At 47.2% G+C, this 21,735-nt stretch carries 18 protein-coding genes; 14 read left to right on the plus strand and 4 right to left on the minus strand.

Annotated features, from left to right (window positions below):
- The first annotated feature begins 20 nt into the window (after positions 1-20).
- A complete protein-coding gene (locus AC4EVX_RS00795) occupies positions 21-3,302 on the plus strand; it encodes a response regulator (RefSeq protein WP_490159364.1) in 3,282 nt (1,093 codons plus the stop codon).
- Positions 3,303-3,438: 136 nt separating this feature from the next.
- On the opposite strand, the gene AC4EVX_RS00800 is transcribed toward AC4EVX_RS00795, so the two are convergent.
- Positions 3,439-5,124: a L,D-transpeptidase gene (locus AC4EVX_RS00800; protein ID WP_490159365.1), complete on the minus strand. Its 1,686-nt coding sequence runs from the start codon at positions 5,122-5,124 to the stop codon at positions 3,439-3,441.
- Positions 5,125-5,359: 235 nt separating this feature from the next.
- Here AC4EVX_RS00800 and AC4EVX_RS00805 point away from each other — a divergent pair, with 235 nt between their 5' ends.
- The 13 genes from AC4EVX_RS00805 to AC4EVX_RS00865 all read left to right on the plus strand — a co-directional run bounded on the left by AC4EVX_RS00805 (position 5,360) and on the right by AC4EVX_RS00865 (position 18,461).
- Positions 5,360-6,340, plus strand: coding sequence for a glycosyltransferase (locus AC4EVX_RS00805; RefSeq protein WP_177978080.1), 981 nt, complete (start codon positions 5,360-5,362; stop codon positions 6,338-6,340).
- Positions 6,341-6,456: 116 nt separating this feature from the next.
- Positions 6,457-7,908, plus strand: a complete 1,452-nt coding sequence (locus AC4EVX_RS00810) for a lipopolysaccharide biosynthesis protein (protein ID WP_490159366.1) — start codon at positions 6,457-6,459, stop codon at positions 7,906-7,908.
- A gap of 258 nt (positions 7,909-8,166) precedes the next feature.
- On the plus strand, positions 8,167-9,237 hold the full coding sequence (locus AC4EVX_RS00815; protein WP_177978079.1) for an ATP-grasp domain-containing protein: 1,071 nt from the start codon (positions 8,167-8,169) through the stop codon (positions 9,235-9,237).
- A gap of 46 nt (positions 9,238-9,283) precedes the next feature.
- A complete protein-coding gene (locus tag AC4EVX_RS00820; protein ID WP_177978078.1) occupies positions 9,284-10,408 on the plus strand; it encodes an aminotransferase class I/II-fold pyridoxal phosphate-dependent enzyme in 1,125 nt (374 codons plus the stop codon).
- 28 nt (positions 10,409-10,436) lie between these two features.
- Positions 10,437-11,132, plus strand: a complete 696-nt coding sequence (locus tag AC4EVX_RS00825) for a glycosyltransferase family 2 protein (protein ID WP_177978077.1) — start codon at positions 10,437-10,439, stop codon at positions 11,130-11,132.
- A gap of 27 nt (positions 11,133-11,159) precedes the next feature.
- Positions 11,160-12,470: a lipopolysaccharide biosynthesis protein gene (locus AC4EVX_RS00830; RefSeq protein ID WP_177978076.1), complete on the plus strand. Its 1,311-nt coding sequence runs from the start codon at positions 11,160-11,162 to the stop codon at positions 12,468-12,470.
- Positions 12,467-13,414: a glycosyltransferase gene (locus AC4EVX_RS00835; RefSeq protein WP_177978075.1), complete on the plus strand. Its 948-nt coding sequence runs from the start codon at positions 12,467-12,469 to the stop codon at positions 13,412-13,414. Before AC4EVX_RS00830 ends, AC4EVX_RS00835 begins: the two co-directional genes overlap by 4 nt.
- On the plus strand, positions 13,411-13,776 hold the full coding sequence (locus tag AC4EVX_RS00840) for a DUF2304 domain-containing protein (RefSeq protein WP_308451215.1): 366 nt from the start codon (positions 13,411-13,413) through the stop codon (positions 13,774-13,776). The genes AC4EVX_RS00835 and AC4EVX_RS00840 overlap by 4 nt, the downstream gene beginning before the upstream one ends.
- Complete coding sequence (locus AC4EVX_RS00845; protein ID WP_490159367.1) at positions 13,760-15,562, plus strand: DUF2142 domain-containing protein; 1,803 nt, start codon at positions 13,760-13,762, stop codon at positions 15,560-15,562. Before AC4EVX_RS00840 ends, AC4EVX_RS00845 begins: the two co-directional genes overlap by 17 nt.
- Before the next feature lie 202 nt (positions 15,563-15,764).
- A complete protein-coding gene (rfbC, locus tag AC4EVX_RS00850; protein WP_177978072.1) occupies positions 15,765-16,319 on the plus strand; it encodes a dTDP-4-dehydrorhamnose 3,5-epimerase in 555 nt (184 codons plus the stop codon).
- Positions 16,320-16,336: 17 nt separating this feature from the next.
- Complete coding sequence (locus tag AC4EVX_RS00855; protein ID WP_177978071.1) at positions 16,337-17,149, plus strand: ABC transporter permease; 813 nt, start codon at positions 16,337-16,339, stop codon at positions 17,147-17,149.
- A 62-nt stretch (positions 17,150-17,211) separates the two neighbouring features.
- Positions 17,212-17,733 carry a peptidylprolyl isomerase gene (locus tag AC4EVX_RS00860; RefSeq protein WP_177978070.1) on the plus strand — a complete coding sequence of 174 codons (522 nt, stop codon included), beginning with the start codon at positions 17,212-17,214 and terminating at the stop codon, positions 17,731-17,733.
- On the plus strand, positions 17,733-18,461 hold the full coding sequence (locus tag AC4EVX_RS00865; protein ID WP_177978069.1) for a GNAT family N-acetyltransferase: 729 nt from the start codon (positions 17,733-17,735) through the stop codon (positions 18,459-18,461). Before AC4EVX_RS00860 ends, AC4EVX_RS00865 begins: the two co-directional genes overlap by 1 nt.
- 301 nt (positions 18,462-18,762) lie before the next feature.
- On the opposite strand, the gene AC4EVX_RS00870 is transcribed toward AC4EVX_RS00865, so the two are convergent.
- The 3 genes from AC4EVX_RS00870 to AC4EVX_RS00880 form a co-directional block, all read right to left on the minus strand.
- Entirely contained in the window at positions 18,763-19,503 is a 741-nt protein-coding gene (locus AC4EVX_RS00870) for a hypothetical protein (protein ID WP_490159368.1), read from the minus strand.
- An 85-nt stretch (positions 19,504-19,588) separates the two neighbouring features.
- Positions 19,589-20,251 carry a DUF624 domain-containing protein gene (locus AC4EVX_RS00875; RefSeq protein ID WP_177978067.1) on the minus strand — a complete coding sequence of 221 codons (663 nt, stop codon included), beginning with the start codon at positions 20,249-20,251 and terminating at the stop codon, positions 19,589-19,591.
- Between the two features lie 276 nt (positions 20,252-20,527).
- Complete coding sequence (locus AC4EVX_RS00880; RefSeq protein WP_177978066.1) at positions 20,528-21,481, minus strand: LysR substrate-binding domain-containing protein; 954 nt, start codon at positions 21,479-21,481, stop codon at positions 20,528-20,530.
- Positions 21,482-21,735 lie beyond the last annotated feature (254 nt).

The raw sequence follows: 21,735 nt of genomic DNA on the forward strand, positions 1-21,735 counted from the left end.
GGCATAAACAGGGAGGCGATATGATCTGGGATGGAGAATATATAGATAAGTTTAAGAGAAATTTGCGCAGATATGGATGTTTCTTGCTCTGCATGATGATTTTTTCGCTACTGCCGATGAGAGCGAGTGCGGAAGAACAAGAACATGCAGGAGAAAAGACAGATTCCAAGGTTGTACGTGTGGGCTGGTATGAGGATTCCTATCACATTACCGGTGTCAATGGTGGTCGAAGCGGGTACGCTTATGAGTACGAACAGGCGGTAGCCGGTTACACCGGATGGCAGTACGAGTATATAAAGGGAAGTTTTGGAGAATTGGTGAGAATGCTCGAAGCCGGGGAAATCGATCTGATGGCAGCGCTCTCCTACACGGACGAGCGCGCAGAGAAGATGCTGTTTTCCGAGTTGCCGATGGGTCAGGAAAAATATTACCTGTATGCGGATCTCACGAAAAAGGATATTTCCATGTCGGATCTGTCTACTCTGAATAACAAGAAGGTCATCGTCATGGAGGACAGCATTCAGTCGACGCAGTTTTCTGAGTGGGAGAAAGAGCATCGGATCAAGACACAGCACATCAATATTGACAGCATCGAACGGGCGATGGAGCTGACAGGAAAGCACGAGGTGGACGGAGTAATCTCCACCGAGACCCCAATCTGGGTCGAAGCAGGGATGTCTGCAATCGTCACAACCGGAGGCTCCGGCATTTATTATGGAATCAACAAGAACCGCCCGGATCTGAAGGAAGAGCTGGACAATGCGATGCGTTCGATGGAGTATGATAAACCGTTTTATTCCGATGATCTTTACAAGGAATACCTTGCTACGGAGTCCGTGGCAGTTCTCTCCACGGAAGAGAAGGAATGGCTGAAGGAGCATGGCGCGATTCTGGTCGGATATTTGAAGGATGATGCCGGAATCAGCTCTTTGCAGGCGGAGAGCGGAGAGGTAATCGGTGTGATCAATGATTACATTTCGTATGCGACGGACTGTCTCGGAGATCATGCGCTGAAGTTTCAGTTGGTGGGATTTGACGCTCGGGATGATGAGATACAGGCATTAAACGATGGCAAAATCGATATGATTTTCCATGTTTCACAGAACCCGAATCTGGCGGAGAAAAATAATTTTTCTCTGTCCAATACCGTCTGGAGCACAAATCCGGCAGCAATCACGACAAAGACGTATTTTGATGAAAATGCGGAGAATACGATTGCAATTCCAAAAGACAAACTTGCGTTGAAATGGTACCTCTCCTACAACTATCCGCAGTGGAAAATCGTGGAGTATGACACGCAGGAGGAAGCTCAGAAAGCTGTGCGCGGTGGCGAAGCAGACTGTTTTGTTGTCCGCTCAAGCCGGGTCGCAAATTATATCAAAGATAGTAAGTTTCACAGTGTTTCTTTGATTCAACCGGAGAATGTATCTTTTGCAGTGAAACGTGGAAATTCGGTTTTGATGTCCATTTTAAATAAGACGCTGAAATCCATGCCGAGCACAATGCTTACCGGTGCGTTGTCCATGTATGACAATCGTTCAAGAAAAGTCACGGTTGTGGACTTCATCAAGGACAATCTGCTTGTGGTAGCGACGACCTTTATTTTGGTCTTTCTCCTCATTCTGCTTATCATTCTCAGCTTTTTGAAAAAGTCTCTGCGTGCGGAGGCAAAGGCGAAGGAGGCGGTTGAGCAGTCTCAGGAGCTGAATGAAAAATTGCAGAAGAGCCAGGAAGATTTAAGGACAGCCCTGCTTCAGGCGGAGAGTGCCAACTCTGCAAAGACTACGTTCTTAAACAATATGTCCCATGACATCCGGACTCCGATGAATGCGATCATCGGCTTTACCTCCCTTGCAGCTTCGCACATTGACAACAAGGAGCTGGTAAAGGATTATCTCAAAAAAATTGGAACCTCGAGTGAGCATCTGCTCTCCCTGATCAACGATGTGCTTGACATGAGCCGAATTGAGAGCGGGAGAGTGAAGATTGATGAGAAACCGCTTCATCTTCCGGATCTGCTCCACGATCTTCGCACGATCATCCGCCCGTCTGTCACCTCAAAACAGCTTGATTTCCTGATTGACACGGTCGATGTGGTGGACGAGGACATTATTGCAGATAAGCTGAGACTGACGCAGGTCATTCTCAATATTTTGAGCAACGGAGTGAAATACAACAAAACAGGCGGTGTGCTAAGCCTTAGAGTCAAACAGGAGAAAAAGGCACCGAAAGGCTGTGCAACCTACCATTTTATTGTGAGAGATAGCGGAATCGGTATCAGCAAGGAGTTCCAGAAACACATCTTTGAGAACTTTTCGCGTGAGGAGACCTCAACCGTCAACTGCATTCAGGGTACGGGTCTCGGTCTTGCGATCACGAAAAAGATTGTTGAGATGATGGGCGGAACGATTCATCTCGAGAGTGAGGAGGGTGTCGGCAGTGTGTTTGATGTCTGCCTGACCTTCCGGCTGAACGGGGAGAGAAAAATCTACAAGAAGATTGGTTCCTTGCAGGGGCTTCGCGTGCTGGTTGCAGATGACGATACCGATACCTGTCTGAGCGTTTCTTCGATGCTGACTGAGATCGGAATGCGTTCTGAGTGGACGGTTTCCGGCAAGGAGGCAGTGATTCGTGCAAAACATGCAGTGGATATGGGAGATGAGTTTTATGCCTATATCATTGACTGGCTGATGCCGGATATGAACGGTATTGAGACCGTCCGCCGTATCCGAAGGGTGATTGGAGACAGCAGCCCGATCATCATCCTTACTGCTTACGACTGGTCGGATGTGGAGGAAGAGGCGAAAGAAGCCGGCGTGACAGCCTTCTGTGAGAAACCTCTGTTCATGTCGCAACTCAGGGATATTCTCACAAAACCGATGGAGATCAATAAGCCGAAACCGGAAGACGAGATTCACATTCCGGCAGGAAAGAAAGTTCTTCTGGTTGAGGACAATGAGCTGAATCAGGAGATCGCCTATGAGATTCTCACGCAGGTGGGACTCAGCGTAGAGGTTGCAGGGGATGGAACGGTTGCTGTGGAGAAGATGGCAGCTTCCAAACCCGGACAATATGATCTGATCATGATGGATATTCAGATGCCGATCATGAATGGATATGAGGCGACGAGAAAGATTCGTGCGATGTCTGCACAGCGCTGCAAGACGATTCCGATTATCGCCATGACAGCAAATGCGTTTGAGGAAGACCGGGAACTGGCGAAAGAAGCCGGAATGACCGGATATCTGGCAAAACCGATTCAGATTGACAAGATGTTGAAAGAGATCAGTTCTTTCTTATAAGATTCTGATAGAGGGTTCTTAATCCTAAAAAATGGCTACCGCAGATTTGTGCGATAGCCATTTTTGCTGGCTGTTTTTGCTTGTCATTTTATGTTAGCCGTTTTATGTTTGGTATTTTATGATAGCTGTTTTATGATTACTGCTGAGCGAACTTTGCAAGGATCTGCTGAGTTGCCTGAGCGATGCCTTCCTCGGTGACGTTCGGATCAGTCGGGTCCCAGGTCTGCTCAAACGGAATTTCTTCCTTGATTGTCGGACGTTCAAACGGACCTGCGATCTCACTGTTATATACCGTAACGGTCGTGCCAATCGGGCAGTGGTCGTAAATCCACTTTGCATCTCCGCTGACAAGGCGGATACATCCGGCGGATCGGGCGATTCCCATGTTGTTGTATGTACTTGCCCAAACGGAATAGGAGTTTGGAGCATCGTAGATGATTGAGTGGAGCAGGATCGGAAGACCAGCACCGAGACGGGTTGCATACTGCGTGTAAACGTCGTGGATCATCAGTCTCCAGCGGTATTTCTCCGGAGTCTTGAACGTACCGATCGGGGTGTCATCGCCGACGGAGGTCAAGAAGGACTTGACCGGAATGATGTAGCCGTTTCCGCCATCCTGAGCGTATACGGTTAAGCAGTTCATCTCTTTGTTGACTTTAAGCAGGTACGGACCGTCGCTTCCGAGAACGGACTCGACATCGGTCAGAAGTTTTCCATCTTCCTGGAAATAGTACTTGAGACCGTCGATGTACTGCCATCCGGTTACCGGAACGGAGTCCTTAAAGTAGTAGCGATCACTTCCCTGCCAGCCCCAACCGGTGTAGTTCGAGCCGTCGCCGTGGATGTATCTCATTGCACCGTCAACGATCTGGATGCCGTCTGAATGGTCGGAAACGAGAGCGTTTGTCGTGTCGAGAGCCTCTGCTCCGTTTGTGCCCTTGCGGAAGAATGCAAGGCGGTAACCGGTGATGTAAAGTCCCTTGTTCATCGAGCCGGCACTCTCACCGTTCTTTGCCCATCCGGTCTGGGTGCCATCGCTCAGAATCGTGGAGTAGTAGATGTCGAACTGATCGCCGACGATTCCAGCGAAGCGGTACTGGATTGCCTCAACCGGGATCGGATTGGAAGCACCGGCAGTCTGCTGACCGTTCATCGCCCATCCGGTCCATCCGGTCTGAGAATTGTATACACGGTAGAGAAGATCACCGTGAATGTTCTCAAGGAAGGTAGAAATTGAGCTGAATCCTGCGGAAGCGCCCTCGATCTGCTGATCGTTGACGTATGGGTTTGACCAGGTCATTCCATCTGCGATCAGAAGAACGGTTGTCTGTAAATGCGGTTCACGCTGAGGAACTTTTAACGGGTTGTTGGAATCTTCCTGAGCCTCTGCCTCTGCTGCTGCGCGCTCTGCCTCGAGCTCTGCACCCTGAGCCTCTGTCAACGCATTTCCATCGGAAGAAACTTCAGAGGAAGCAGAAGTTTCGGTGGAAGTGGAATCCGTAGTGGTCGGAATTTCCGTCGTGCCGTCCGGTGCATTTGTGGTCACGCCATCCGGAGCTGCCTCAGTAGTGGAAGCAGACTGGGTCGGCATGCCCGGACCACCGGTCTCAACCTGAGTAGATCCTGCATGGATCGTTCCGCTCGTCTCGGCTGTGGCACTTGTTGTCCCGGTGGTTTGCTCCGTTGAGGTGCCTTCCGTGGTTGAACCGGGAGCGTTGAATGTCACAGTCTCGGCAAATGCCGGGAAAACAGATCCGACTGCAAGGATGCCGGAGAGCATCAGTGCGAGACCAGATTTTTTGCATATATGTTTTTTATACATGAGAAAATCCTCCTGAAAAATGAATTCATATACATTGTTAATCTAACACAAATGAGAGGAAAATTCCATATTTGATTTACAATTTATGGGGGATATTGTAAAATACAAGGGATTAGCAAGAAAAATGTAAGGATATTGTAACGGTTAGTTGCCGTACACAGAGCAGGAATTTTCCAAACAGAGAATTCTGTACGGTTATCCCGTGGAAGATAGATAATAGGATGGAAAAGAAATCATGAATTCAAATAAAAGGGAGATCATGGTCAGCATCTGCTGTATCACCTACAATCAGGAGGCGTATATTCGGGATGCTCTGGATGGATTTATCAAACAGAAAACGAATTTTCAGTGGGAACTTTTGATTCACGATGACGCTTCGACAGATCGCACAGCTGAGATCATTCGGGAGTATGCAAAGCGCTATCCGGACCGGATTTTCCCGGTTCTTCAGACAGAAAATCAGTACTCGCAGGGACTCACGAACATCAGTGGAACGTTTAATTTCCCGAGAGCGAGAGGAAAATATATTGCGATGTGTGAGGGCGATGACTATTGGACGGATGAGACGAAACTCCAGCGCCAGGTCGACTTCATGGAGGCACATCCGGGATGTTCGCTCTGCCTGCACAGCGCAAGGATTGAGGTTCAGGGAAAGGCTATAACGGAACACATGATGCGTCCGTACCGCAGAAGCAGGAAGCTTCGTCCGGAGGAGATTATTGACAAGACATCGGGTTATCCGACGGCATCGCTGATGTTTCGTAAAAGTATGGTCGAGCATCTGCCGGACTTTTATGTGAACGCTCCGATCGCGGATATTCCGCTTCAGTTGATGAGTGCGAATCGCGGGTGGGCATACTATATGGATCGGTGTATGTGTGTCTATCGCCTCGGCGGTTCGGCATCGTGGACGACGCTGATGAAACAGGGCAATTATGAAGAAAAACAAAGAAATTATGCCCGTGCGATGGAGGAGATGTACCGCGGATTTGATAGAGAGAGCGGGGAGCGTTTTCATCAGACTGTGGAGAGAGCATCTGCGCGGATTCGTTTTCTGACCTGGGTCAATACGCGCAAGTATGAGAAGGTATTTGACCGGAAATACCGTCGGTTTTATCGGGAACTCAATCTGAGAACACGGTTCTTCATCCGGTTAGAGACGATGGCACCCGGATTTTACGCGATGTTGCAGAAACGGTTTCATCGGGCAGAATAAAGTCGAATCGGGCAAAATTGAATCAGGAAAAATTGAATTAGGCAAAATCGGATAAAGGAAAGATAGAGATTGCGGATTTTATCGTGTCGAGACCGCAGGAAATAAGGAGTTTTGGTGTGGCAGAGACAGAAATGAAACAAAAAGTAGTGAAGGGACTTTTCTGGAAAGTCCTCGAAAATGGAGGTGCGCAGGGCGTACAGTTTGTGATTGCAGTGATCCTTGCACGCCTTTTGAGTCCGGCAGAATACGGAGTCGTCGGAATCATTTCCATTTTTATTGTGATTGCAAATGTGTTTGTCCAGAGTGGATTCAGTACCGTTCTGGTGCAAAAACGCCATGCAGATGAGCTGGATTTTTCCTCAGTCTGCTATTTTGAGCTTGCGATGTCGGCAGTCATGTATGTGCTCTTGTATTTGTCGGCACCAGTGATTGCCGGATTTTATGAGATTGATCATCTGACAGAGATTGTGAGAGTGCTTGCGGTTGTATTGTTTCCGGGCGCAGTGATCTCCGTACAGACTTCCTATGTGTCCCGAAATATGGAATTTCGCGGGCTTTTTCTTTCTACTTTGACGGCATCGATCATCTCCGGTGCGATCAGTGTTGCAATGGCATATTTAGGTTTTGGCGTCTGGGCGATGGTATGGCAACAGATCACCTATTATCTGGCGCTGATGATTACCTTGTTCTTCACAGTGACGTGGAGACCGAAGCTGTGCTTTGCATTATCGAGGGTGAAGGAGATGTTTTCGTTTGGATGGAAACTTCTCTGTGCTTCCCTTCTCGACAATGTTTTTAATAATCTGTATGGACTTTTGATCGGAAAGATATATAATGAAGAATTACTGGGAAGCTATAACCGCGGAGAACAGTTTCCGAAACTGATTGCGACGAATCTCGGAGCGGCGATTCAGGCGGTGCTTCTGCCGGCATTTGCGGAGAAACAGGAAAACCGCGAGCAGGTTCACCAGATGATGAGAAGAGCGATCCAGCTGAGCTCTTTTGCGGTGATTCCGATGCTTCTCGGAATGTTTGCGGTCGCGGATACATTGGTTTTGGCACTGCTTGGAGAAAAGTGGATGATCTGTGTGCCGTTTCTAAGGATTATGTGTATCTCGTATTGTTTCTGGCCGATTCACATCGCGAACCTTCAGGCGATCAATGCGGTTGGGCGCAGTGATATTTTCCTGAAACTTGAGATTGTGAAGAAACTTCTGAGTGTGGTGGCACTCGTGATCGGTATGCAGTTTGACGTCTATGTGATGGTATGTTTGAAAGCCTTTCAGGACTTTCTCTGCACGTTTATCAATGCAGATCCGAACAAGAAACTGCTCGGATACAGCGTTTTGCATCAGTGGATGGATGTGATGCCTCCGGTTTTGCTCTCGGCAGTGATGTGTGCAGGAGTCATGGCATTAGGAAGCTGGATGGGAGCGATGTCTGTGTGGATCAAGCTCGTGATTCAGATCATGGCGGGAATTGTGATCTATGCGGGACTTGCATGGGGATTTAAGTTAGAGAGTTTCCGGTACCTGTGTGGGATGATTCAGAAACGCAAGGGGGTCTAAGTTCACTTGGCGCGTGATTTTGGTCAGCTTTGCTGACATCTTCTTATTTCATAGGAAATTGCGTCCTATGAAATAATAAATGCTCCGCAAGGATGCGCACTCGGCGCAGGAGTAGATGGTTGCCGAGGCAACCGCGCCTCGGCGCGAGAATGTGCCAAGGCACATTCTTTTTTATCAAACTCACTGCGTATTCGCTCTGAGTTATAAATGAAAACAAGGGAAATCATATAGACATAAATAAGGAAGGACAGATAGAAAATGGAGATGGCGAGAGAGGATGAGAGAAAGACCGCACTGGTGACGGCGATCGGATCATTTTCTGCGCGTGAGGTGATTGCAGGATGCAGAAGAGAAGGAATGCGTATTATCGGCTGTGATATTTATCCGGCGGAGTGGGTCGCAGATTCCGCAGATGTGGATGTGTGTTATCGGGCGCCTTATGCGACAGATGAGACTGCATACTGCGCATTTCTTGCGGAGGTTTGCGAGAAGGAGCATGTAGATTTCGTACTTCCGTTGACAGATGTCGAGGTTGATGTTCTTCAAAAGTGGAGAATGGAGTCTATGGATGCGACGAAAGAGTCTGAGGTGACGGCAGAATTTGCCCCGCTTCATGCTGTGCTCTGCATGTCCGGAGTCGAGACGATTCGCCTGTGCCGAGATAAGGAGAAGATGCAGAATTTCCTGTCGGAGCGTGGCCTTTGCCGGACAATCCCGGGAAGGGAACTTGCTGAGGTTGTGGAGGCAGAAGCGGGATCTGGATATGAGAATCTCTCTTATCCGTTGGTTATCAAGCCGGTTGACGGGCGAAGCAGTCAGGGACTGGCTCGTGTGAAGAATGCCCGCCAGATGACGTATGCGGTTCTGGAATGTGTGGAACACGGCGGTCGTTTTCTTGTACAGCCGATGATTGACGGAAGTGTGGTGACTGTCGATGTTGCCCGCGATCCAAAGAGTGGAATCGTTTCAGCGGTTGCGCGCAGGGAGCTTCTGCGGACGTTAAATGGTGCTGGAACATCGGTCTACGTCTATCACGATGAGATGCTTGAGCAAGAGTGTCGCGAGATTGCAAAGGCACTTGATATCTGTGGCTGTGTGAATTTTGAGTTTATTGATACTGCGTGTGGGGAAGGAATAGAGGCAAAGAACCGCTATTGTTTCCTTGAGTGTAACCCGCGTTTCTCGGGGGGAGTTGCGTTTTCCTGCATGGCGGGCTATGATATGATTCGGGCACATCTGGCATGTTTTATGGGAAAAACACCGGAAAAAACGGTTGTTGTGGAGAATCAGTATATTGCCAGACGCTACACGGAGTATCGGATGAAATAGAGATCGATGATAAAGAAATTGGCTCGAAAAAAGGAGGAAGACTTGCATGGAAAAGCATGAGCAGGCGGTGATGGTGACGCGCTCATCGATGCCACCGCTTGAGGAATATGTCGAGATGCTCAAACCGATCTGGGAGAGCGCTTGGCTGACGAATATGGGCGCTTATCATGAGGAATTGAAACAGAAACTTAAGGAGTATCTGGATGTTCCGCAGTTGGAGCTTTTTGTGAATGGACACACGGCGCTCGAGCTTGCGATTCAGGCGTTTGATCTTGAGGGAGAGGTCATCACGACCCCGTTCAGCTTTGCTTCCACGGCACATGCGATTGTGCGAAATGGCTTGACACCGGTATTTTGCGACATCAATGAGAAAGATTATACAATGGATGTGGACAAGATTGAGGAGCTGATTACGGATAAGACGTGTGCGATTGTTCCGGTTCATGTCTACGGAAATCTCTGCGATGTGGAGCGGATCGAGGAGATCGCAAAGCGCCATAATCTCCGCGTGATCTATGATGCGGCACATGCATTTGGAGAGACATGGAAGGGACGCGGGGTAACTCAGTTTGGCGACGCGTCGATGCTGAGTTTTCATGCGACAAAGGTCTACCACACGATTGAGGGAGGAGCAGTCGCATTTCATGAGGATTGGTTAAAGGATCGCCTCTATCAGCTCAAGAATTTTGGAATTACCGGATATGAGAGCGTCGAGTACGTCGGAGCAAATGGCAAGATGAACGAATTTCAGGCAGCGATGGGACTGTGCAATCTGCGCCATATCGACGGGGAGATTGCAAAACGAAAGGCACTTGCAGAGCATTACCGCGAGAGACTTTCCGGTGTGCCGGGAATCCGTCTCTGCCCGCAAAACCCGGATGTCCGTTACAATTATGCCTATATGCCGGTTGTGTTTGAGGGATATGGTGCAGGTCGCGACGAGATTTTTTCCGCGCTCAAGGGACACAATATCTTTGCAAGAAAATATTTCTACCCGTGTATCAATGATTATGCGTGCTATCGCGACCGTTTCAGTGCGGATGATACGCCGGTTGCAAAGCGGATTGCCTCGGAGGTGTTGACTCTGCCGTTGTTTGCAGATCTGTCGATGGAGATTGTGGATGAGGTCTGCGACGTGATTCTGAGTTTTCGACGGGATAGAGAAAGGTAACGGGAGAGTGACAGGAGAGAAAAGTGAGATGAGAAATAAGGTACTGGTGATCATTCCTGCCTACAATGAAGAAGCAAATATCGAGATGGTTGTCGGAGAGCTTGAGGAGAAGTATCCGCAGTATGATTATCTTGTTGTGAATGACGGGTCAACGGACCGGACGGAGGAGATTTGCCGGGAACATGGATATAATCTGCTCGATCTGCCGGTAAATCTCGGACTTGCCGGATGCTTTCAGGCGGGAATGAAGTATGCCTATTATCGAAAATATGCCTATGCGATCCAGTTTGATGGGGATGGACAGCATCGTCCCGAATACATTGAGCCGATGATGCAGAAGATGAAAGAGGGCTATGATATTGTGATCGGAAGCCGATTTGTGAATCAGAAGAAGGATTTTTCTTTCCGGATGATCGGAAGTCGACTGATTGAGGGTGCAATCTATCTGACGACAGGAGTCAAGGTGGCTGATCCGACCTCGGGAATGAGAATGTTCAGTCAGAAAATGATCCGCGAGTTTGCTCTGAATCTGAACTACGGTCCGGAGCCGGATACTGTTTCCTATCTGCTCAAACAGGGCGCAAAGATTGCGGAGGTGCCGGTAAAGATCGCACCGCGCGCAGGCGGAGAAAGCTATTTAAAGCCAATGGTTGCCGTCAGCTATATGTCGCGGATTCTGATTTCAATTCTGTTTATCCAGAATTTCCGCAAGAGCAAAAGATAGAAGAAATAGAGGAAAGGATTTTCTCTTATGATGAACTATATCACAGATCTTCTGATTCACACCGGAAAAGACCGGCAGAAGATGAATCTTTACTGGAATATGCTCGGAAGTTTCTGCTATGCATTTGCCAGCATGGTTCTGGCATTTCTCGTCATGCGTGTGGCGGGAAGCCAGAAGGGTGGAATCTTTGCATTTGGATACAGCACGGTGGGACAGCAGATGTTTCTTCTGGCATATTTCGGAGTTCGCTCGTTTCAGATTACGGATACGAGACAGGAGTATCTCTTTGGAGATTACCTTCATTTTCGCTATCTGACATGCACAGTTGCGCTCCTGTTTGGGTGTGCGTATGTCCTGTTTAATCGGTACGATTTAGAGAAGACGATGGTGATTTTTCTCCTGATCGGATACAAGGTGATCGATGGATTTGCAGATGTGTACGAGACGGAGTTTCAGCGAATCGGCAGGCTGTATCTGACCGGAAAGTCAAATACATTCCGCACGATTCTGAGCGTTGGCGTCTTCTTTGCCGTTCTTGTGCTGACGCCCGGGAAAAATCTTCTGCTCGCATGTATGATGGCACTTTTGGCTCAGCTTGTCGGGCTGTATGTATTTGATATTGCGGTGCTTGGGCGTTATCGAATCGACTATCGCTGGTCGAAACGACGGATCAAAAAGCTGTTTTTTGCGACGGTGCTTTTGAGCATTTCCGTTTTTCTTGATTTCTATGTATTTTCGTCTGCCAAATATGCGATTGACGCACACATGGATGACACAGCCTCTGGATTTTTCAATATCGTCTTTATGCCGACTTCGGTGATCAATCTGGCAGCGGGATTTGTGATTCGACCATTCTTAAATGGACTGACGGATGACTGGAATGAGAAAAATTTTGATTCCTTTGTCTCGAGACTGCGGATGCTGACCGGAATCATCAGTGGACTTGCCCTGCTTGCGACAGTTGCAACGGCGATTCTTGGAAAACCGGTGCTCTGGATTATGGAGATGCTTCTTGGAAGTTCCTATGAGGGAATGTTGACGAGATACAGCCTTGCATTTCTGATGATTGTGGCGGGCGGAGGTTTCTATGCACTCTTAAATCTCTGCTATTATGTGCTTGTGATTATGAGACGGCAGAAAGAGATTTTTGGAGTCTATATGGTGATGACCGGAGCAGGGATGATACTTGCACCGGCGATGGTAAAGCGAAATGGAATCAACGGAGGTGCGCGTGCCTACCTGATCTTGATGGTGATGATGGCGTGCGGATTTGCGGTATGTGCCTGGTATGGACTGCGTTGCGGGAAGCGCATGGCGCAGGAGGAGGATGAAGAATGACGGTAGATGTGCTGATTCCGGCGTATCGGCCGGACCGGCGTTTTGCGAGACTTTTGCAGATGCTTTCCAAGCAGACAGTGAAGCCACGCCGGATCATTGTAGTGAACACAGAGGAATCCTACTGGAATGAGGAAGGATACAAGGGAATTCGCGGTCTGGAAGTCCATCATGTGACGAAGGCGGAGTTCGATCACGGCGGAACGAGAAATCTGGCGGCATGGTATTCTGAGGCAGAGATCATGATTTTTATGACTCAGGATGCGGTTCCGCAGGATGAATATCTGATTGAGGAGCTTCTGAAAGCATTTGAACAGACCGGACCGCATGGTGAGGTTATCGCCCAGGCGTATGCGAGACAGCTTCCGGCGAAGAATTGCCATCTGATTGAGCGCCTGACAAGGGATTTCAATTATCCGGATCAGCCGATGGTCAAGACAAAGGCGGATTTGGAGAGGCTTGGGATCAAGACCTATTTTGCATCAAATGTCTGCTGTGCATACCGAAAAGATATTTTCGAGGCGCGGGAGGGATTTATCACAAGTACGATCTTCAATGAGGATATGATCTATGCGGGAGGCATCATTCAGGATGGATATGCAATCGCTTATGTGCCGTCGGCAAAGGTGATTCACTCCCACAACCTGAGTCCCTTAGAGCAGTTCCACCGAAATTTTGACATGGCGGTGTCTCAGGCGGATCACCCGGAAGTGTTTGAGGGTCTGCCGTCAGAGGGAGAGGGAATTCGCCTTGTGAAGCAGACGGCGGTGAAACTCCTGAAAAAAGGACGCTTCTGGTTGATTCCATCGCTCATTGTCTCGAGTGGATGCAAGTATCTCGGATACCGGATGGGAAAAAAATATCGCAGTCTTCCGAGAAAAGTAATTTTGTGGTGTAGCATGAGCCCGGCATACTGGGAGCGCAGATGGAAGGAGAGACAGGCATGATGACAACAACTTTGAGAGTGTTGCTGATTCTGGCATCGCTTGGTACGTTTGCATTGATGATGCATAAGATTCGTCGTTCCAAGGTTCAGATTGAGAGTTCGATCTTTTGGATTGTGCTTGCGCTTGTCCTTGTTGTATACAGTGTATTTCCACCGGTTGCAGATTTCTGTGCGCGTCTTCTCGGAATTTATGCGACGACGAACTTTCTGTTTGTGCTGGCGATCTTTGTGCTGATTGTAAAGGTTTTCTATATGACAATTCATATCTCCCAGCTCGAGACGAGAGTCAAGGAACTGGTGCAACAGATGGCACTGGAGGAGAAATTTCATGAGGAAGAGAAACTGCATGAAGAAGAGCACTGAGAAAAACAGAGAACGACAGAAAGAAAAACAGAAAGAAAAACAGACAGGAAAACAGACAGGAAAACAGACAGGAAAACAGACGGAAAGACAAAAAGAAAAGTGGGCTGGTCATTTTGGTCAGATTAATTGGAAAGGAATTCTTGTCGGAACAGGTCTTGTGGCGCTGTTTGCCGGGTATCATGTTCAAGATGTGCGCGCAGGAGCGATTGCGACTGGGGATCGCTGGCTGATTTTCTGGTATCTTGTGCTTGCAATTGTGGCAGTCGCAGGGGTCTTTGTGCTGGGCTATGGTTTCTTTGGAAAGAGAAGAGAGTCGTCTTCACCGATTGCACTTGAACGAGTTTATACGGTTGCAGGTCTTTTGCTGGGACTTCTCTCACTTTTTATTTTGCCTCCGCTCTCAGCACCGGATGAGATCAGCCACTATGTGAGTGCGTATCAGCTCTCGAGTCATTTGATCGGGAAACAGGCGACAGATCGCTATGGTCGTGTGCTTCTTCGCCCTCAGGATGTCTGGGTTGAGGATCTGGATGCAAGCCATGTGTATGAGATCGGAGAGGATGGAACCTGGAAGGCGGATGTCTCAGTATCCGGGGAGAATCGTGTGATTGCTCAACCGCTTGAGGAGGGATCTTACCGTCAGATTCATGAAATTTTTGAGAGTGGAGTTTCGGAATATCTTTTGCACACGGAACTTGGGGAGACTGAGGCAGATTCGCTGTTTCCGCCGGTGACGACGACTCCGCTTGCGTATCTTCCGCAGGCGATCGGAATGGCAGCTGCGCGTCTTCTCGGACTTGGGACGCTTCCGCTCTTGTATCTGGGGCGGATTTGCAACCTGATTTTCTTTGTTGTGATGACGACGCTTGCGATGCGGAGACTGCCGTTTGGAAAAGAGGTGCTGTTTGGAGTGGCGCTTCTTCCGATGACGATTCATCTCTCGGCATCGTACTCGTATGACGTGATGATTATGAGCTGCTTCTTCGTGTTCACGGCGGTTTGTCTCGACCTTGCGTGTGCACGGGAAAATGTGAGGAAGCGGGATGTTGCACTTCTGGCAGTTCTGATGGCAGTCGCAGGTCCGTGTAAGATGGTCTATGCGCCGATGATGGGACTTTGTCTGCTGATTCCGATTTCAAAATTTGGAAACTGGAAACGCTGGCTGATCTCAGCACTTGTCGTGGGATTGGCGTTTGCACTGGCGATGTTTTTTGTCAATTGTCAGGTGATTGCATCCTATGCGGTTGCGACGGAAGCAGACAGCTTTGTGGAATGGGCGTCAGAGCCGGGGTACACACTGACGTTGTTGATTCATCAGCCACAGAGACTCGTGAAAATTTTCTACCAGACGATTCTCTGGCAGACACAGCAGTATCATTTGACGATGATTGGAGCGAGTCTCGGAAATCTCGATCCGGTGCTTGATGTGCCATATGTCGTTGTTATGACGCTTTCGCTTTGTCTGCTTGGACTTGCATTTAGAAATCCTGGAGAAAGTTTGTATTTCTCGGGAGGACAGAGGATCTGGATTGGTGTTGTCTGTGCAGGGTGCGCGGGGCTTGTGATGCTGTCGATGCTGATTGCGTGGACTCCGCTGAGTTCGAGAGTCATCAATGGAGTGCAGGGGAGGTATTTCTTGCCATTCTTGCCGGTGCTTCTTCTTGCACTGAAAAATGATACTGTTGTTTTGACAAAGAATCTAAATCGTAGTATATTGTATCTGATGTGCTGTCTGGATGCATATGCGTTGATTCGCCTGTACAGCGTTGTGAGTATGAGGGTGTAAATTTGAAAATGCTTAGCGTATGTTTGCGTCGCCATTGCAAAGTAAATGGGCAAGCATAAAAAATTTACAAATCAAAAAATGTAAAACGATTTTGATGGAACTTGCAAACGGAGCGAAACGCTATGTAAGACAGGAATGAAAAAGTAACAGAAAAGTAGAGCAAAAATGACCAAAATGGTCAGAAAAAGAAGAGGAAAACACAATGGGAAAAATTAAAGTGACAACCTGTGAGATTGAGGGACTTTGTGTCATTGAGCCGACTGTGTTCAAGGATGAGCGCGGTTATTTTATGGAGACTTACAATCAGAATGATTTCAAGGAAGCTGGACTGGATATGGTATTTGTTCAGGATAATCAGTCTATGTCTACGAGAGGTGTTCTGCGTGGTCTTCACTATCAGAAGCAGTTCCCGCAGGGAAAGCTGGTTCGCGTTGTTCGCGGAACGGTATTTGATGTTGCAGTTGATCTGCGTACCGGTTCTAAGACCTATGGAAATTGGTTTGGCGTGGAGCTGAGTGCAGAGAACAAGAAGCAGTTCTACATTCCGGAGGGATTTGCACACGGATTTCTGGTACTCTCTGATGAGGCTGAGTTCGTTTACAAGTGCACTGATTTCTATCATCCGGGCGATGAGGGCGGAATGGCTTGGAACGATCCGGAGATCGGCATTGAGTGGCCACTTCAGGATGGTGTGGAGCTGATCATTTCTGAGAAAGATCAGAAATGGGGTGGTTTCAAAGAAACCTTTAAGTTTTAAGTGAGGGCCATATTTATATGATGTATGTGCTTTCTCTTTTAAAAGAAATTATCCGGAAGCGGAGATTGATCTGGGATCTGGCAAAGGCAGATTTTAGAAAGCGTTTTGTTGGTTCCTACTTTGGTGTGGTGTGGATGATTGTACAGCCGATTGTAACGGTGACAATTTATTTTTTCATCTTCCAGCTTGGATTTAAGAGCGCACCGCCGGTTCCGGGAGTTCCGTATGTGCTCTGGCTTGTGCCGGGTATTGTGCCGTGGTTTTATTACAGTGAGGCACTTAACTGTGTGACGGGATGCCTTCAGGAATACAGCTATCTGGTTAAAAAAGTGGTATTTCAGGTAGAGATTCTTCCTGTGATTAAGCTGATTTCCTGTCTTCTGGTTCATGCATTCTTCGTGGCAATCATGTTTGTGATGTGCCTCTGTTATGGAAGAATGCCGGCGATCAGTTGGCTTCAGGTCATTTATTACAGTTTTTCCGCATCGATGCTGGCACTTGCAATTGGATATTTCACTTCGGCAGTCAATGTATTTTTCAAAGATATGGCTCAGATTGTTAGCATTTGTCTTCAATTTGGCATGTGGCTGACCCCGATTATGTATGACGAGAGCATGTTTGCGACAGATTATCCGTGGATTGTCTCTGTGCTCAAAGTCAATCCGTTTTACTACATTGTTGCGGGTTACCGTGACAGTATGCTGACAGGCAGTTTCTTCTGGGAGCGTCCGCGCCTGACGATTTATTTCTGGGTGTTCACAATTGTGATTGGACTGATCGGATTGAAAGTCTTTAAACGTCTCAGACCGCATTTCTCAGATGTATTATAACTCTCACTTTTATATTATAGGTGGAGGAGAATAAATAATTAACTATTCAGGAGGAAACAAACATGAACAAGAATCCAGAGATTACGATCACGATGGAAAATGGCGATCAGATTCGTGCAGAGCTCTATCCGGAGATCGCACCGAATACGGTAAAGAACTTTATCAGCCTGGTAAAGAAGGGCTTTTATGATGGACTGATTTTCCATCGTGTTATTCAGGGCTTTATGATTCAGGGTGGATGCCCGCAGGGAACTGGAATGGGTGGTCCGGGCTACTCCATCAAGGGTGAGTTCTCTCAGAACGGCTTCAAGAACGACTTAAAGCACAGTGAGGGTGTTCTGTCTATGGCACGTTCCATGATGCCGAACTCCGCAGGTTCTCAGTTCTTCATCATGCACAAATCCGCTCCACATCTGGATGGCGCTTACGCAGCATTCGGAAAAGTTGTTGAGGGTATGGATATTGTCAACAAGATCGCAGAGACCCGCACGGATTACAGCGATCGTCCGCTGAAAGAGCAGAAGATCAAGAGCATCACCGTAGATACTTTCGGTGCAGAGTACGACGAGCCGGAGAAGGCTTGATGACTCGTCAGCACGAATTGCTGATTGACGGAAACTTATACGGGATTACTGTATCCGATGAGAGGGAGGCTCTCCTTACCGCGAAAGCGGTGGGGAGAGCCTTTGTCGCAGTCGGAGATGAGATGTTTTCGGGAATCGGTGTAGAATATGCAGTGGAATCATTTGAGGCAGTCGATGAAAAATACTTAGAACGGGTGCTCCGTCGTCACCTCGGTCTGCCCTGGAACATCATAGAATCCGATCGCGTGTTAATCCGTGAACTCACACCGGAAGACTATAAGTTTGTCAGCAAAGAAGAAAATGCCTTTTCCGATGAGGAACAATATCTCGCATACTTAAATAGCCAGTATCGCTTTTATGAGTATGGACTCTGGGGAATAGAACGTCGTGAAGATGGAATCCTTGTCGGAACAGCTGGAGTCTGGAATTACGAGCCAAAACGCACAGGAAATAACCGTGTGAAAATCCGCGAACCGCAGAATGTGTGGAGATGGAATAAGAAAAATCCGGAAAAAGAAACCGCGGAAGATTTTGTTTTACAATTAGAACTAGGATACCGTACATTCGCTCCATATCGCCGAAATGGATATGCAGAGGAAGCATGTAAATTGATTTTCTCTTATGTAGGCGAGTGGTATGGAGATGAATATGAAATCTTTGCAGTGACAAAGGCATCCAATACAGCCTCAGAGAACCTCTTAAAGAAATTAAATTTTATGATAGTTTAGTACGGGGGCTGTTTTTGAAAAAAATAGGGATTTATTTGTCGATTCTAAAGTGAGAAAGTTAGATTTATGAGGTATCCAAAATGACTGAAAAATATTGAGTTATATGGATAGTATTTATATTTGTAGAATTTCCAAAATTAAGGGTGGAACAAGCTCCGCAGTCGGGCAAGTTAATGCAAACCCGGAGTGAGAACGAGTTTGCATGACTTTGTCCGCTGTCGGAGCCGTACAAAATGACAATAACATAATAACAAAATGGCATTAATAACATTAATCTCATTGATTGGTGTATTTCTTGGCTTTATTTTGCAACCTCAAAAATATACTTCAACAGATCCAACGACGTCTCCGTTCGCACACTGTTGCTGACAATTCCAAACAATGCCGGTGAGAGCTGGATATTAGAATTTTCTGCAAATGCAGTGCCAGAGATGTCAACCGCATACGCATGGCGGGTTCCATCTCCATTTTCTGTATAATACAGGCGATCTTTGACTACATTCAAGAGATCCTCTGGAAGCACAGCTTCAAGATCGAGATAGCCATCCATCGAAGAGTAGTGATCAAGCGTTTCCTCATCGCAGATCATCACATCGAGATCCTTTGCGGCGACGAGAGCGGAGATCTTTGCCATCGATGCATAAATATACTCAGATGCATCATCCCCAAACGCAAGGAAGGTAGTTTCGGAGATAATTTCGTCCTTCTTCCCCATCCCGGCCCAGGATGCAAAATCCTGCTCGAGTGGTTCTGCCTGGAATCCCTCTTCATCCCGGCTGTTGATAATCATGCAGTGCAAAGCGGTGTGAAACGTGCCGTGATAAACCACGGTTCCGACGTTGACGGCGACAACAATCGCGAGAACGGCGGCAACCATATGAAAGCGATAGTAGTTCCAGATATACCACAGTTTATCCTGAAAATTCATCGAGCGGAGTTTTTCGCGCTCCGTCAGGTGAGGCTCTTCCGGTTTTTTAATATTTTGGTTTTCGGCAGAAATCTCGCCGGAAGTCTGTTTCATGGATTCTTCCGTAATTCGCATAGTGATTTTAAGTCCTTATACTGTTTTTTATTCTTTAATTCAGCTTTTTAATTCACTTCTTTGCTTCTTTTGCTTCAACCCAATTTTACATTTCCGAATCTGTCACATGCTCTTCCGTCTGTTTCGGCATGTATTTATCAAAAATTCCGACGAACATAAAAGAATTGATAAATGCAAACAGCGGAAATCCGAACAGGAACAAAAATGGCTGGATTATCGGCAGAACGAAAAATGCGAGTGCCGGAATCGCAAGGTCAATCACCAGAATTCCGATTGTCTGAAGAAAATGGCGGATTGACATAAAAAATGCATTGAACAGCGTCCGTCTCACCGGATTGTAAAAACGGCACTGAAGCGGGAAGACAAACAGTGCGATTCCACTCCAGATCAGACCGAATCCAGCAAAAATTGCGAGCATCACCATGCGCAGAGTCGGAGAAACATTCTGCACGCGGATGAAGAAATACAGATCTCCTGCAATGATGATTCCGGTGATCAGAAGAACGATCCAGATTGCGGTTGCCTGCTTGAAATTCTCGCGGAATGATTTGAAGAAAGCCTTTACGGTGGAACCTTCCTCATCGCGGACAAGTTTCAAAGTCACATAGTAGACGGCTGTCGTGGAAGCTCCGATCGTGAAAATCGGGATACTGCACACCATCCACAGGATATTCAGAATCAGAATATCAAAAAATTTGCCGATAAACCGCCAGACGGGGTTATCGTAGTTAAAAAGTCCCGAAAGCATAATCTTGTTCCTCCATACATGTTGAGGTGCTCATCGCTCATAAAATTTTTCCGGCATCTGGCACTGTCAATGTAATTGAGATCCATTTCTCACAATAATCCATTTTCAGGATAGATTCCGGGAGCACATATTAGCTTTCATTATACAGGAGTGAGAATAAAAATGCAATGTACACGCAGGGAAAGTTTGGTTAGCGTTCAGAAAATTCATTCAAAAAAATAAATATAGATATATACACTGTTAATTTTCGGCATTATACTATATTTTGACATTTTTTTAGCCCTGTGTTCCGGGAATGAGATCTCCGACTTCCGGATTTAAGTCGCTCCACTGCTCGGTGTATTCCTGTGCCATCTCAAACAGTCGCTGGAACGGTAGATCCTTCTCCATTTTCTTGCGGTAAACCATGCAATGAATCCGGTAAAGCGGTGGATCGAGCAGGAAGTACACAATATTCGGATCGAGCACCATGTTGCTGACCGGGATGAAGCCGATTCCCATGCCGGAGGAGACTGACTTGACAATCGCGGAAGCGTTACTTGTATTCAGAATAACACTTGGCGTCATGTGCACGGCGCGGAAGACTCCGTCGGCGAGGTAGCGGATGCAGGAGCCGGGATGCTGGAGAATAAACGGTGCGTCGTGCAGTTCCACCGCAAACGTCTCCAAGTCGAGCTGATGAATATAGTTGTAATTTGCATTCTTGCAGAGAGCCATCCGGCTTGGCACGGCGAGCGCAATCTTTTCGTTTCGGAGCGTGATCATCTGCCCCTTGTAGAGATCGGTCGATGGGATGGAGCCAAACGCGAGATCCAGTTCATTGTTGACGACTTTTGCCATCGTTGTGAAAGAGTTTCCCTCAGACATCGCAATATCAATATTCGGGAATTCCTTGCGGTAAAGTGGAATCAGGTGGGTGACCATCGAGATCGCTTTTGTCGTGGAGGTACCGATCTTGAGAATACGGGTATTCTTAAATCCCTGCATTGCCTGGTTCATCGTGTTCTCAAGTTCAATGATCTGTTCGGCGTACTTGCAGAACGTCTCCCCGGCGGGAGTCAGGGTGTAACGCCCGTTCATCCGCTTGAACAGACTGATTCCGGTCGTAGTCTGATAGTTTCGGATAAACTGGCTTAGCGTCGGCTGAGAGATGTACAGATCTTTCGCAGCCTGTGTGATATTTCCTGTCTTTGCAAGTGTGAGAATGTATTCCATATATCGAATATCCATATTCTGTAAGACCTCCTGATGCTAATGATGTGCGCACAGATTTAATGGGTAAAAAATCTCTTAAATTGTATGCACATGGATAAATGTGTGAAAATAATAGATTGATGGGGAAATTAATAATAATTATAGGCAACATCAATAATATATATAAAATACACGATATAGATTCAAAAATCAAGAGGAATATCTGGAAAAATCGTACAAAATATTGGATACATAGGCGTGGACTATAAAAAATGTGCTAGAACTAATTG

This window comes from Brotaphodocola sp. (assembly GCF_983179755.1).